We start from the raw sequence: 13346 nt of genomic DNA, 5'->3' as shown, positions 1-13346 counted from the left end.
GGAGTGAGCAGTGATTGTCCGCGCGCCCTTGCCCGGCGGCGCGGTCACCTCGAATTGGCCGGCCATCCCGCCGAAGTCTGGCGGCGTGCAAGGCGCGGGGCGCCTCGATATCAACCCATTGAAATATTTTTATTTTCAATGCCGTTCGTTGAGCCAACGCTTGGCGAACCGGTCGGAAATGTCAACTCATATGGCGACAAATCCCCAATGATCGTAAATATATATATTTACGCCAGCGTATCGTTTGTCTATATATTTATGGACAAACTACCTCCATATGTCAAGTGATATATAGACATGAGTGTCAAGCAAACCGCCCTGCGGCAATATCGGAAGCTCGTCGACACAGCCGCGCGCCAGGTCTCCGGGCTATCCGTCCCGGCCGAAGGCTGGATCGCGACGGTGCGCAGGAGCCTCGCAATGTCGGGTGCCCAGCTCGGTCGGCGGGCCGGGCTGTCGCGCGCCCGGATTTCACAGGTGGAGCAGGCCGAGCTCTCCGGCGGCACGACACTCAGGACCATGCACGCGCTCGCCGCGGCAATGGGCTGCCGCTTCGTCTATGCCATCGTGCCGGACGGCGGCGCCAACCCGACGGTCGAGGACCTCATCGCAGCGCAGGCGCGGCGCAAGGCGCACGCGCTTGTCGAGACGACGAGTAAACACATGGCCCTCGAGAAACAGGGGCTGCCCCCTGATGCCCTCAGGCAGGAGATCGAGCGCATTGCCGATGAGATGGTGCGCGACATGCCGCCCGACTTCTGGGAGTACCCATGAGCGATGTGCCCGATGAAACGCCGGAGGGCGCAACGCCGCTCGATCCCGACGAAGCGCAGGGGCTGCGCTTCGGGCACGTGCGAACGCAGGGCGAGCTCAACGAGCTCGAGCAGGCGAACATACAAAGTGGCCTGCAATGGCTGGCGCGGCAGCGAAAGCCCGACATCCTCTCGGATAATTTTGTCCGCAACCTGCACGACCGCCTGTTCGGCGAGGTGTGGCGCTGGGCCGGAGCGTACCGGCTGACAGAGAAGAACATCGGCGTCGATCCCGTTACGATCAGCGTCGAGGTGCGCAACCTGCTGGATGATGCCCGCTACTGGGCTGAACACGGCACGTTCGATCCGGTCGAGCAGGCCGTGCGGCTCCACCACCGGCTCGTATTCGTCCATCCGTTTCCGAACGGCAACGGCCGCCACGCCCGGATATTCGCCGATGCCTTCCTCGCTCACGTCCATGGTGAAGACGCGATCGACTGGGCTGGCGGGTATGATCTTCGCAGCGTCAGCGACGAGCGGCGGCAGCAATACCTCGCCGCCCTGCGTGCGGCCGACCGCGGCGACATCGGACCGCTGCTGGACTTTGCCGGGCACGGGAGATGACTACACGTGACGAGTTTTCGGTGGAGGCCATGCAGAATAGAGGAGAAACCCCCTTCATCGCGTCGTGAAAAGTCTTCAGCCGCGCCTCGAAAAGCTTTAAAAAAATCCGAAAACCGGACACCAAAGCTAATCTTTACCGCGTTTCTTCTTAGTCTTACGCATCATACAATTAGGTAGCTTGACCCAGTGAAGGGTGCGACTTGGACCGCATTGCGGTGTGCGGATGGGATGGTCTGCGTCCCTGGCCCCCTCGCTGCCTAGGTGCCTATAATTTCGAACGTCAAGATTACCAACAGTTGGTGCCTCGATAGCTGGCATGTCTCCACTTGCAGTAAACCCGTCAATGAGAACATCCAACTCTTCGTTCTCAATGAGGATGCCGGCGCGCTTGAAGCCACTCACGCCAACGTTCCGGAATACGGTACGGGAATCCTCAGGTCTTCTTTTGGGCATTGATTTCGCGAATCCTCTTTGCAGTAAGTTCGCCAACCTCGCCAATCTCCGAATGAGGTCTATTATCGGCGTATTCGTGATCCTCGAATATTACACGATTCGCCTTTCCGATTTTAAATACGGGTTGGCTATGCTCCGGTTTCACCTCACTCGTGGACGTATAATACTCCATAATGAGCCAAAACGCACCTCCGGCAGCAACTATCGCTCCCACCCCAAAGCTGACAGTAAAATTTGAACCCTCGGCCAACATCGTTGTAACACCCGCGCCCAAGAGTGCCACTGCTACGCCTATTCGTATCTTTTTTTGCATGCACAACCATTAGCAAGCGAATCGGGTTTGTTGAATAAATAAGTTCCCCCATCCCCACCACCGGAACGATCCGCCCCGCGACCCGTTCTCCCGGTCGAAGCAGTTACGGGAGTACACCATGTCCGACCACGAAACCGTCGATCGCGTCTGGAAGCTGATGGAGAAGATCGGCTTCTGCATGCTGGCCAGCCGCGACGGCGACGACATCCGCTCGCGGCCGATGGCCGCCCATGTCGCCCGCGACGAGCACGCCGTCTACTTCCTCACCGACGTGCACGGCCACAAGGACGAGGAGATCCGGCAGAGCCCGCATGTCTGCCTCGCCTTCGCCGATCCCGACGACCAGGACTACGTCTCGGTCAGCGGCACGGCGATCGTCTCCAACGACCGGGAGAAGATCAAGACGCTGTGGTCGACGCCGGCCAAGGCCTGGTGGGACGATCCGGAGGATCCCTCCATCCGCATCCTCAAGGTGACGCCGAACGACGCCCAGTACTGGGACGGCCCCGGCACGATCGCCGCCTACGCCCGCATGATCGCCGCCGCCGTCTCCGGCGACCGCCCCGACATGGGCGATCAGGCCAAGGTGCGGATGTAGCGCCACGCGTTTACCCTGCGGCAAATCCGGCGGGCGGCCCGCATTGCCGCCTGTCGCGAAACCCCTAGACTGCGGCCCCTGATCGTCCGCACGTCACGCCGGGGTTTCGCCATGTCCATTTCCAGACGCACCTTCCTCCACGGCGCGGTTGCCGCCTCGGGCGTGTCCGCGCTCGGCCTGCCGGCCGCCGGTGCCTCGCCTGCCGTCGCGGTGCCGGGCGCGGCGTGGCCAAGCGCCGATGCCTGGGCCGCGCTGCGCGCCAGGCTCGGCGACCGTCTGGTCGCCGTCACCTCGCCGCTCGCCCCGTGCGCGGCGGACGCCCCGGGTGCGGCCTGCTCGGCGGCGCTGAAGGACATGGCCAACCCGTTCTTCATCCAGGACCATCCAGGCGCCCAGCAGACCAACGGCTGGCTCGACGCCTGGACATTCGAGCCGAGCCCCTATGCGGTCGCCGCCGAGAGCGCCGACGACGTCGCCGCCGCAGTCTCGTTCGCCCGCGAGCACGGCGTCCGGCTGGCGATCAAGGGCGCCGGCCACGACTATCTCGGCCGCAACTGCGCGCCGGACTCGCTGCTGGTCTGGACCGGGCGGATGCGCGGCGTGCGCTACGAGCCCGAGTTCAGGATCGCCGGGGCGGCGGACTCTGACGCAGGCGTTCCCGCCGTGGTGGCGCAGGCCGGCGCGCGCTGGATCGAGGTCTACACGGCGGCCACGCAGGCCGGCCGCTACGTGCAGGGCGGCGGCTGCACCAGCGTCGGCGCCGCCGGCGGCTTCCTCCAGGGCGGCGGCTACGGCAGCTTCTCCAAGCGCTTCGGCAGCGGCGCCGGCGGCGTGCTCGAGTTCGAGGTGGTCACCGCCGACGGCAGCGTCCTCGTCGCCAACAAGGCGCAGAACGCCGACCTGTTCTGGGCGCTGCGCGGCGGCGGCGGCGGCACCTTCGGCATCGTCACCAGGGTGGCGCTGCGCGCCCACGAGCCGCCGCAGACGATCGGCCTGGCGCACGGCACCATACAGGCGCCCGACGAGGCGACCTTCCGCGAACTCCTGTCGCGGTTCGTCGCCTTCTATCCGGGCGCGCTGAACAACCCGCACTGGGGCGAACAGCTGTCGGTGCGCGGCGACAATTCGCTTCAGGTCTACATGACCTTCCTCGACCTCGACGAGGCCGCGGCGAAGGCGGTCTGGCAGCCGCTGCTCGACGACCTGCCGGCCGGCGCCCGGGCCGACCTGGCCTTCGACGTCTTCCGGTTCTCCGACCTGTGGGACCTGTCGGCCTGGCAGGAGACCGACCCGGACTTCGTCCGCGTCGACACCCGCCCCGAGGCGCTGCCGAACCACTACTGGTGGGCGTCCAACCAGGGCGAGGTGTCGCAGTTCCTCAACACCTACCAGTCGCGCTGGCTGCCGCTGTCGCTGTTTGCGCCGGACAGGGCCGGTACGCTCGCGCGGGCGCTGTTTCAGGCCTCGCGGCACGCGCCGGTGTCGATGCACTTCAACAAGGGCCTGTCGGGCGCGCCGGCAGACGTGCTCGCCCGCGAGGCGGAGGAGACCAGCATCAATCCGCTGGTGCGCGAGGCGGCGACGCTGGTCATCATCGCGTCGAACCAGGCGCCGGTGTTTCCCGGCATCCCCGGCCACGAGCCCGACCTCGCCCGCGGCCGCGCCGCGCGCGGGCGCATCCAGGCGGCGATCGACATCCTGCGCGAGGCGACGCCGGGCGGCGGCACCTATGCCAACGAGGCCGACTATTTCGAGCCGGACTGGCAGCGCTCGTTCTACGGCGAGCACTACGACCGCCTGCTTGAGATCAAGCGCAAATACGACCCCGGCAACCTGTTCCGCGTCCACCACGGCGTCGGCAGCGACGGCTAGACAGCCGCCGTGCCGTACCGCCCCTGGATCCCGGCCCGACGGCCGGCGCGGGGGCCGGGATGTATGCCGTTTGTAGGGCATGGCCCGTGCCACACGACAGGACTACGCCCCGGACCTGATCCGGGGCCGAGCGCGGCGGTTGCGACGCCTTCGGTCCCCTCGAAGCCCTCGTCGTGAGAACGGCGGTGTCGCCGCCCGCCTCAAACCATGCGGGCGGGCCGCTCGGCACTCACCCGGCCGGCGGGTAGTCCGTATAGCCCTTCGCCCCGCCGCCGTAGATCGTCGCCTTGTCGGGTTCGGCGAGCGGCAGTCCGGCGCGCAGCCTGGCCGGCAGGTCGGGATTGGCGATGTACCACCTGGCGAACGACACCGCGTCCGCCGCCCCCGCGGCGACCGCGCGCGCGGCGCTGGCGCCGTCATGGCCGCCGTTGACGATAAGCGGCGCGCCGGCCGCAGCCGATATCCGCCGGGCGATCGGCGTGCCCGCGTCGGCCGGCTCGATGACGTGCACGTAGGCCAGCCCGAACCCGGCGACCGCCCCGCCGAACCGCGGGAACGCCGCGGCCGGATCGCTGTCGGCCATGTCGTTGTAGCCGTTCCACGGCGACAACCGCACGCCGATCCTGTCGCCGCCGCCCCACGCCGCCGTCACCGCCTCGAGGATCTCCACCAGGAACCGGGCGCGGTTCTCCGGCGGCCCGCCATAGCCGTCGCTCCGCCGGTTGGTGCCGTCGCGCAGGAACTGGTCGACCAGGTAGCCGTTGCCGGCATGGATCTCGACGCCGTCGAAGCCGGCCGCCCTGGCGTTCGCGGCCGCCGCGCCGAACTGCCGGACGATCCGGTCGATGCCCCCCCGGTCGAGCTCGGCCGGCGTCTCGTAGGGGATCTTGGTCCAGTCCGGCCCGTAGCAGCTGCCCGCCGGCCGGATCGGCGACGGCGCGACCGGCAGGCGGCGCTCCGGCTGGAACAGCGGATGCGAGATCCGGCCGACATGGAACAGCTGCGCGACGATCGGGGCGCCGGCCTCGTGCACGGCGTCGACGACGCGCCGCCAGCCATCCGTCTGCTCCGTCGAGTGCAGCCCCGGCGTGTCGGGATAGCCCTGGCCCTCCGGGGCGACCTGCGTCGCCTCGGTGATGACGAGGCCGGCCGAGGCGCGTTGGGCATAGTAGGTCGCCGCCAGCGGCCCGGGCACGTTGCCCGGCCCGGCGCGGTTGCGGGTCATCGGCGCCATGACGATGCGGCTCTTGAGCGCGAGCGTGCCGAGGTCGACCGGGTCGAAGAGGGTCAGGGTCCTGCTCCCGTTGCGTTGGCGTCTCCCCGCAATAGACAGGCGGCCGCCCCGATGCAAACGCGGCCCCGATGCAAACGCGGCCGCCAGGCTAGCGGATGCCGCGCTCCTCCAGGATCGGCAGCACGTTGTCGCGGAAGTACGGGAACTCCTCGACATAGTCGACGAAGGACAGCGTGGTGCCGCCGAAGCCCGCCCCGTGCAGCTGCATGATGCCGTCGGCGACCTGCTCCGGCGTGCCGATCAGCGGGAAGCCGCCGTGGCCCATCGCGAACCGGTCGCGGATCAGCGCCATCAGGTCGTGCGGGAACGACTGGGCGTGCGCGAACTGCAGGTTGATCAGGTTGTCGACCGCCTCCCAGTCGGCATTCTCGCGGGCGAAGTATTCCAGGTAGTCCTGCGCCTCCTTCTCGGTCGGCCGGCAGACGACGTGGGCGAAGGTGAGCACGTCGACCTCGCGGCCCTGCGCCCTGGCCTGGGTCTTCAGCTCCCTGATCTCGTCGACCGAGCGCGACAGGTCGATCGCCGGGGTGAACAGGAAGTTGGCGTTCTTCGTGGCGAACTCGCGGCCCTGCGGCGAGCCCGCCGCATTGATGATCGGCGGCCGGCCGGCGACCGGGCGCGGATCGCCCTTCACGCCCTTCAGCTTGAAATAGGTGCCGTCCCAGTCGAAATGCTCGGTCGACGTCCACAGCTTCTGGACGATGTCGAACCACTCCTGCGCGTAGCCGTAGCGGGTCTCGTGGTCGTCGGGCAGGGTCAGTCCGAGCGCCTCGTATTCCGGCTTGTTCCAGCCGGCCACGATATTGAGGCCGGAGCGGCCGTTGCTCATCTCGTCGATGGTGGCGATCTGCTTGGCCACCACCACCGGGTTGTTGGCGGCGGTATGGATCGTCGCGAACACGCAGATGTTCCTGGTCTGGGCGAGCAGGCCGGTCGCCCAGGTGACCGTCTCCAGCACGCCGCCGTGGAAATCGGTCTCGCCGCCGTAGCCGATCCAGCGGGCGATCGGCAGCATGAAGTCGATGCCCGCGTCGTCGAGCAGCCTGGCGAGCTTCACGTTGTTGTCGAAGGAGTTGTTCCAGCGCTCCGGCACCTTGGTGACCGTCATCCCGCTGGAGCAGTTCGACGAGAAGGTGCCGAGGAGGAAGCGGTTCCCGGCAAACATCGGATTGGCACTGGTCGTCATTGAGTTCCCCTTCTGTGACGCGGCTTATTTTAAATAGACTTTTTATTTGAAATTCTATTTTGACGCAAGGTGAGGCGTCGCTATCGTCGGGTCCCGCCATGACCGGAGGAAACCGATGGCGCGCAGGCGCACGAAAGACACGCAGGAATCAGCCTCGGACACGTTCGACCGCCGCTGGCATCTGGCGGAAACGTCGGCGGAGGTCGACACCACGGAACTCGAGTTCGCCATCCAGCGGACCTTCGAATCCTTCGGCCGCTGGCAGTCGGAATGCCTCGCCGCGGTGATCGACTTCGCCGCCAGCGGCCCCGAGAACGCGCTGCTGCACGTGATCCGGATGAACGACCGGCCGAAGAGCGTCAAGGAACTGGCGCGGCTGATGAACCGGGACGACATCCCCAACATCCAGTACAGCCTGCGCAAGCTGATCGCCGGCGGCTTCGTCGAGCGCTCCGGCTCGGCGCGCTCGGGCGTCACCTATTCGGTCACGAAGCTCGGCCATGAGGTGACGGAGAAATACGCCGACATTCGCCGGGCGCTGCTGATCGCCGCCGTCGAGAGCGTGCCGGGCTATCCGGAACGGATGGCCGAGGCGACCAGGACGCTCAACCTGCTCGCCGGCATCTACGAGGAGATCTCCCGCGCCGCGGCGACCCACCGCCGCCCGCAGAAGCGCCCGCAGGGCTGACGCCGCCCGGTCGCCTTGGCCGGGTCAGTCGCCGATCACGCCCGCGCCGGCTTGCCCAGCCGCCACTGCAGGAAGAGCAGCACGAAGCCGAACAGCGGGATCAGCATGTCGGTCCAGAAGATGATGCCGGCGTTGCCCGGCGCATAGTTGTGGGCAACGATCATCTGGTGGACGTGCCCGGCCGCCGCGCCGAGCGTGAAGATCGACGGGCCGAGGATCGCCGCGAGCCGCAGCTCGAAACTGGCGAACGCGGCGATGAACGCGACCACGGCGAAGCCGAGGCTCGCGGTGCCGACCTCGAACTGGAACGGGCTGTCCGCCCAGCCGATGAAGGCCGCCGCCATCTTCCCGAAGAAGACGTGCATGACGAAATTGTAGAGGAACGCCGCGCCGATCGCGAAGAAGACATGCCAGGAGATCAGCTTCTCGACGATCACGGCCGAACTCACCGGCTTCGGCGCGCGGGCGACGGCGACTAGCGAGAACACCAGCCCGACGACCAGGAAGGTCAGCGTGAAGTTCGACAGGACGAATGTGATGACTGCTGCGATCATGTGGTGCCCCCCGGCGACAGGATACTCCGCCCGCTCCGGCGCCCGGACGAGCCCGGCACCATACCCCAGGACGCCCCGCCGCGCGACAGCGCGGCGAGGGGCCGGCGTGAGATCCTGGCCGGACGGCCTGTGCCGGCGGCGTGCGCCCACCTCCCCTCGACGGGAGGCGCCGGTCTGATATTCCGGAAGTGCTGCAGGCGCATAGCCCTTCCCATCGATGGAAGGGTTGGCGCCGGCGCGTACCGCGCTTGAACTGACCCGCCAGGTGAGCCGCCTGCCGCTCGTCCCCGTGGAAACGGGGACCCGGCGCAACGATCCGGCTTAGCCGCCGCCGTCCATGGGTTTCCCCACCCACGGAAACAGCCCTCATGGCGAGCCACAGAAGCAGCCCTCATGGTGAGCCGCCTGCCGCTCGTCCCCGTGGAGACGGGGACCCGGCGCCATGATCCGGCGCAACGATCCGGCGCAGCCGCCGCCGTCCATGGGTTTCCCCGCCCACGGAAACAGCCCTCATGGTGAGCCACAGAAAGAGCCCTCATGGTGAGCCGCCTGCCGCTCGTCCCCGTGGAAACGGGACCCGGGCCATGATCCGGCGCAACGATCCGGCGCAGCCGCCGCCGTCCATGGGTTTCCCCACCCACGGAAACAGCCCTCATGGCGAGCCACAGAAAGAGCCCTCATGGTGAGGAGCGGGCAAAGCCCGCGTCTCGAACCACGAGGGCGGCCATCACGATCGCCCACCGCGGAAAACATTGCGCCTTCGGCGCACCGTCACGCGGGGTTACGGCTCACCTTGCGCTCACTGCCGCTCGCTCCCGGCATCCGGAACCGGCGGACGATCGAGCCTCCCGATTCAACCGGAAACCTGGCAGCCCTGGCCGCCGTCGGCGGTCACTTGTGCAGGTCGACCACCGGCTCGAAGCCGCCGAAGATCATCCGCTTGCCGTCGAACGGCATCGGGTTCTTCTGCGGATCCATCCGTTCGTCGAGCTTGGAGGGGTCGGACATCATCTCGGTCATCTTCGCCATGGCCGCGTCGCGCGTGGCCTTGTCGGGCCATTCGACCCACGAAAAGGCGACGGTCTCGTCCTCGGTCGCCTGCACCGCCTTGCGGAAGTCGGTGACCTTGCCCTCGGGAACGTCGTCCCCCCAGCACTCCAGGATCCGGGTTGCCCCGAGGTCGAGGAACACGCCGTTGCCGCGTTTGGCGTGGTCGATGAACTTCTGTCTGTTGGCGGTCGGAACCGCGATCACGAAACCGTCGATGTAGGGCATTGGGTTACTCCGTTTTCCCTGGGCTCATTGGCTGTGGGCCCGTGCGGACGCGGACGGCGCGCGCGCCGGACGGCCGAACAGCAGGCTCACGTAGCGATGCAGATGATCGAGATTGTCGGTGACGACCCCGGCGCCCTTTCCCGACTTGGCGAAGATGAAAGACCCCTGGAGCACCGACTGGATCAGCACCGACAGGCTTTCCGCCGTCCAGTCGGGCTCGAGCCCGTATTGCGCGACGGCCTCGGCGATGTCCTGTTCGACCGTGGCGACATGCCCGTCCAGGCCACGCGCGCACGACTCGCGGAGGCTCGGATCGGTGTCGTGGATCTCCTGCACCATCGTGCCGAGGAGACAGGTGAATTCGGGGACGTCGCCCTCCAGAAGTTCCTTACGATAGGCGATGTAGCCCAGCACCCGGTCGAGCGGATCGTCGGCCTCGTGGTACGGCGCCCGGGCGAAGAGGTCGGACGTGAACGCGTTCCAGTGCGCCACGGCGCCGAGGCCCAGATCCTCCTTGCTCTTGAAGTGGTGGAAGAAGCTGCCCTTGGTGACGCCGGCTTCCGCGCAGATGTCCTCCACGCGGGTCGCATTGTAGCCCTTCGTCCGGACCACCTTCACGGCCGCCTCCAGCAGTCGCGTCTTCGAACTGTGCTGGGATGTCATGTCGCTTCCTGTCGCATCGTGATTTCCATACCGACTGGTAGGTACTTAGTCAAGTCCCGATCGTGGCTTGGCGGCGCGTCAGCGTCTGCCGTTGCTTGTGGTAGCGCGCCATGGTGCTCTCGGCAGGGCCGAACTGCCGCCCTCATCCGCGCTCGACCCTCGACCGCGCTGAGCGAAACTTACCTTAGGGAAGAAAATCCGAAAGTTATTTCGCACATATGCAGACACCTTGCATGTTAGCGGTATGACAGCCGCGTTTTTTTGATGATTATCGGCCCCATGACATGGGTCGTTTCAAGGTCATTTCTTCATGACAACCTCATCCTCATCGAAGTTTTTTTCATATTGTACAAATCCCCGCAAAGTGCCATGTCGTTTCGACTTTCAACCGGCGCCACCAAAGCGCCTTTTCGGATGCGAGCGGACCTGATGCAGATCTCCAGACTGAAATCCCTTTCGTGGGTGGCGCTGACCCTGTTCTCGACGGCGACGGTCGTGCCGTCGGTCGCGCAGGCCTGCACCCGCACCCTCTATACCGGCTCGGACGGCACGGTGATGACCGGCCGCAGCATGGACTGGATGCAGGACATGCAGACGGACCTGTGGGCGTTTCCCGCCGGCATGGCGCGCGACGGCTCGGCAGGTCCGGACTCGCCGAAATGGGTGTCGAAGTACGGCAGCGTCATCGCCTCGGGCTACAACATCGCCAGCGCCGACGGCATGAACGACCAGGGCCTCGTGGCCAACATGCTCTATCTGGCGGAGGCGAACTACGGCGGGCTCGACGACAAGCCGCCGATGTCGATCGGCCTGTGGGCGCAATACGTCCTCGACAACTACGCCACCGTGGCCGAGGCCGTCGACGGCCTCCAGGCCCAGCCATTCCGCATCGTCGCGCCCAGGCTGCCGAACGGCTCGGCCGCCACGCTGCATCTGTCGATCTCCGATCCGACGGGCGATTCGGCGATCTTCGAGTACATCGACGGCGATCTGGTCGTCCACCACGGCAAGCAGTACGTCGTGATGACCAATTCGCCGACCTACGACCAGCAGCTTGCACTGAACAGCTACTGGGAAAAGATCGGCGGCCTGACCTTTCTGCCCGGCACCAACTCGGCCGCCGACCGCTTCGCCCGCGCCTCCTTCCTGATCGGCGCGGTCCCCGGCAAGACCGATCCGAACTTCATCTCGGCGGTTCCCGATCAGACCTATGCCCACCAGGCGGTCGCCGAGGTGATGTCCGTGATGCGCGCCGTCAGCGTCCCGCTCGGCATCACCACGCCGAACGAACCCAATATCGCCTCGACCCTGTGGCGCACGGTCTCCGACCAGAAGAACAAGGTCTACTATTTCGACTCCTCGACGACGCCGAACACGTTCTGGGTCGATCTGGGCGATCTCGACCTGTCTGCGGGCGCGCCGGCCATGAAACTTCCGATCGCCGGCGGCAGGTACTATTCCGGCAACGCCGCGAAGCACTTCGTGGAGGAGACGCCGTTCCAGTGGCTGCAGGCCGACCCGACCCAATGACAACGGGCGTTCGGGCTTCGGGCATTCGGACGTCGGGCGTTCGGACTTCGGGCGGTCGGGCCTCGGCCAGCGCCTGACCTTGACGACACGGCGCCCGTCCGGGCGCCGTGATGTATCGGCCCCGGGAACGTACAGCGTTTGCACTATTGTGCCTTCGGATCGTCACGCTGGGTTCCGGCTCACCGTCCGCTCACTGCCGTTCGCTCCCGGGGTCCGGAACGAGCGGCTGAGGATGGAGCAGCCTCACGGCAGGCTGACCTCAGTCCAGCGTGCGCCGATACCTGAGCAGCGCCACCGTCGCGACGGCGGCGAAGAAGCCTGCGATCGCCCAGAGTTCGGGCGTGATGTCGGCGAGCGTGTTTCCCTTCAGCACGATGCCGCGGACGATGCGCAGGAAATGGGTCAGCGGCAGCGCCTCGCCGATCCATTGCGCCCATACCGGCATCCCGCGGAACGGGAACATGAAGCCGGACAGCAGGATCGACGGCAGGAAGAAGAAGAACGTCATCTGCATCGCCTGCATCTGGGTGCGCGCCAGCGTCGAGAAGGTGTAGCCGAGCGTCACGTTGGCGGCGATGAAGACCAGCAGCGCGAATAGCAGCAGGCCGAGCGACCCCAGCATCGGCACGGTGAAGATCGCGAAGGCGGCGACCAGGATCACGCCGACCTGGATGAAGCCGAGGCCGATATAGGGCAGGATCTTGCCGATCATGATCTCGACCGGCCTGGCCGGCATCGCCAGCAGGTTCTCCATGGTGCCGCGTTCCAGCTCGCGGGTCAGCGCCATCGCCGTCATCAGGATCGTCGTCATGGTCAGGACCACGCCGAGCAGCCCCGGCACGATGTTGTACTGGGTGATGCCCTCCGGATTGTAGAGCCGGTGCACCACCACCTCGACCGGCGGCGAGCCGGCCTTGAGGCTTTCCAGCGGCCCGCGCAGGTCGTGGCTGAGGCCCGAGCGGACGATCTCGGAAATCGCCCCGACCGCGTTCGAGGCGGCGGCCGGATCCGTCGCGTCGGCCTCCAGCAGCAGCGTCGGCTGGAGGCCGCGAACCAGGTCCCGGCCGAAGTCGAGCGGAACCGTCACGACGAACGAGACCTCGCCGCGCGCCAGCATGTCCCGCGCCTGCGTCTCGCCGTCGGCCGTGGTGACGAAGTCGAAGTAGCGCGAATTGGTCATCGCCGCGAACACGGCGCGGCCGAAGCGGCTGGAATCCTCGATCACGGCGGCGGCCGGCAGGTGCTTGGGATCGGTATTGATGGCGAAGCCGAACAGGATCAGCTGCACGATCGGGATGCCGACCATCATCGCGAAGGTCAGCCGGTCGCGGCGCATCTGGATCAGTTCCTTCACCAGGATCGCCGTGACGCGGGTGAGCGAGATGGCGCTCACGGGGCGGCTCCCGGAGCTCGCGACTGCCCCCGCATGTCAACGGGCGCCCGGCTGCCGGCGTGCCGGTGCGCCGGCACGGACTGGCTGTGGACCTGCGGGGAGAGCCGCTTGCGATCCGCTTCGATCCGGCCCGGTGCGCCGCACCGGGCGC

Annotated in this window: 12 protein-coding genes; 6 read left to right on the top strand and 6 right to left on the bottom strand. The window is 66.6% G+C overall.

Annotation, left to right across the window (positions count from 1 at the left end):
- Positions 1 to 297 precede the first annotated feature (297 nt).
- The 4 genes from V3328_RS06580 (at position 298) to V3328_RS06565 (ending at position 4612) form a co-directional block, all read left to right on the top strand.
- Positions 298 to 774: a mobile mystery protein A gene (locus V3328_RS06580; RefSeq protein ID WP_340328814.1), complete on the top strand. Its 477-nt coding sequence runs from the start codon at positions 298 to 300 to the stop codon at positions 772 to 774.
- Complete coding sequence (locus tag V3328_RS06575) at positions 771 to 1376, top strand: mobile mystery protein B (RefSeq protein ID WP_340328813.1); 606 nt, start codon at positions 771 to 773, stop codon at positions 1374 to 1376. Before V3328_RS06580 ends, V3328_RS06575 begins: the two co-directional genes overlap by 4 nt.
- 884 nt (positions 1377 to 2260) lie before the next feature.
- Positions 2261 to 2740, top strand: coding sequence for a pyridoxamine 5'-phosphate oxidase family protein (locus tag V3328_RS06570; RefSeq protein ID WP_340328812.1), 480 nt, complete (start codon positions 2261 to 2263; stop codon positions 2738 to 2740).
- Positions 2741 to 2851: 111 nt separating this feature from the next.
- Complete coding sequence (locus tag V3328_RS06565; RefSeq protein ID WP_340328811.1) at positions 2852 to 4612, top strand: FAD-dependent oxidoreductase; 1761 nt, start codon at positions 2852 to 2854, stop codon at positions 4610 to 4612.
- 229 nt (positions 4613 to 4841) lie between these two features.
- On the opposite strand, the gene V3328_RS06560 is transcribed toward V3328_RS06565, so the two are convergent.
- Together V3328_RS06560 and V3328_RS06555 are read right to left on the bottom strand one after the other, a co-directional pair.
- Positions 4842 to 5963 carry an alkene reductase gene (locus V3328_RS06560; RefSeq protein WP_340328810.1) on the bottom strand — a complete coding sequence of 374 codons (1122 nt, stop codon included), beginning with the start codon at positions 5961 to 5963 and terminating at the stop codon, positions 4842 to 4844.
- Positions 5964 to 5994: 31 nt separating this feature from the next.
- Entirely contained in the window at positions 5995 to 7092 is a 1098-nt protein-coding gene (locus tag V3328_RS06555; RefSeq protein ID WP_340328809.1) for an LLM class flavin-dependent oxidoreductase, read from the bottom strand.
- 115 nt (positions 7093 to 7207) lie between these two features.
- Here V3328_RS06555 and V3328_RS06550 point away from each other — a divergent pair, with 115 nt between their 5' ends.
- Complete coding sequence (locus V3328_RS06550; protein ID WP_340328808.1) at positions 7208 to 7780, top strand: winged helix DNA-binding protein; 573 nt, start codon at positions 7208 to 7210, stop codon at positions 7778 to 7780.
- A 35-nt stretch (positions 7781 to 7815) separates the two neighbouring features.
- Here the strand turns inward: V3328_RS06550 and V3328_RS06545 are convergent, their stop codons facing one another.
- The 3 genes from V3328_RS06545 to V3328_RS06535 form a co-directional block, all read right to left on the bottom strand.
- Complete coding sequence (locus V3328_RS06545) at positions 7816 to 8334, bottom strand: DUF6790 family protein (protein WP_340328807.1); 519 nt, start codon at positions 8332 to 8334, stop codon at positions 7816 to 7818.
- Positions 8335 to 9225: 891 nt separating this feature from the next.
- Positions 9226 to 9609, bottom strand: a complete 384-nt coding sequence (locus tag V3328_RS06540) for a DUF1428 domain-containing protein (protein ID WP_340328806.1) — start codon at positions 9607 to 9609, stop codon at positions 9226 to 9228.
- 24 nt (positions 9610 to 9633) lie between these two features.
- On the bottom strand, positions 9634 to 10272 hold the full coding sequence (locus tag V3328_RS06535) for a TetR/AcrR family transcriptional regulator (RefSeq protein ID WP_340328805.1): 639 nt from the start codon (positions 10270 to 10272) through the stop codon (positions 9634 to 9636).
- Between the two features lie 429 nt (positions 10273 to 10701).
- Between V3328_RS06535 and V3328_RS06530 the strand changes: the two genes are divergently transcribed.
- Positions 10702 to 11802 carry a linear amide C-N hydrolase gene (locus V3328_RS06530; protein WP_340328804.1) on the top strand — a complete coding sequence of 367 codons (1101 nt, stop codon included), beginning with the start codon at positions 10702 to 10704 and terminating at the stop codon, positions 11800 to 11802.
- A gap of 259 nt (positions 11803 to 12061) precedes the next feature.
- Here V3328_RS06530 and V3328_RS06525 read toward each other — a convergent pair whose 3' ends face one another.
- The gene (locus V3328_RS06525; RefSeq protein WP_340328803.1) at positions 12062 to 13195 is read right to left on the bottom strand and encodes an ABC transporter permease; all 1134 of its coding nucleotides are present in this window, start codon (positions 13193 to 13195) and stop codon (positions 12062 to 12064) included.
- Between the last annotated feature and the right edge of the window lie 151 nt (positions 13196 to 13346).

The organism is Microbaculum marinum (assembly GCF_037855135.1).
Taxonomy (GTDB): domain Bacteria; phylum Pseudomonadota; class Alphaproteobacteria; order Rhizobiales; family Tepidamorphaceae; genus Microbaculum; species Microbaculum marinum.
This window is presented reverse-complemented; position numbering and strand designations above follow the sequence as displayed.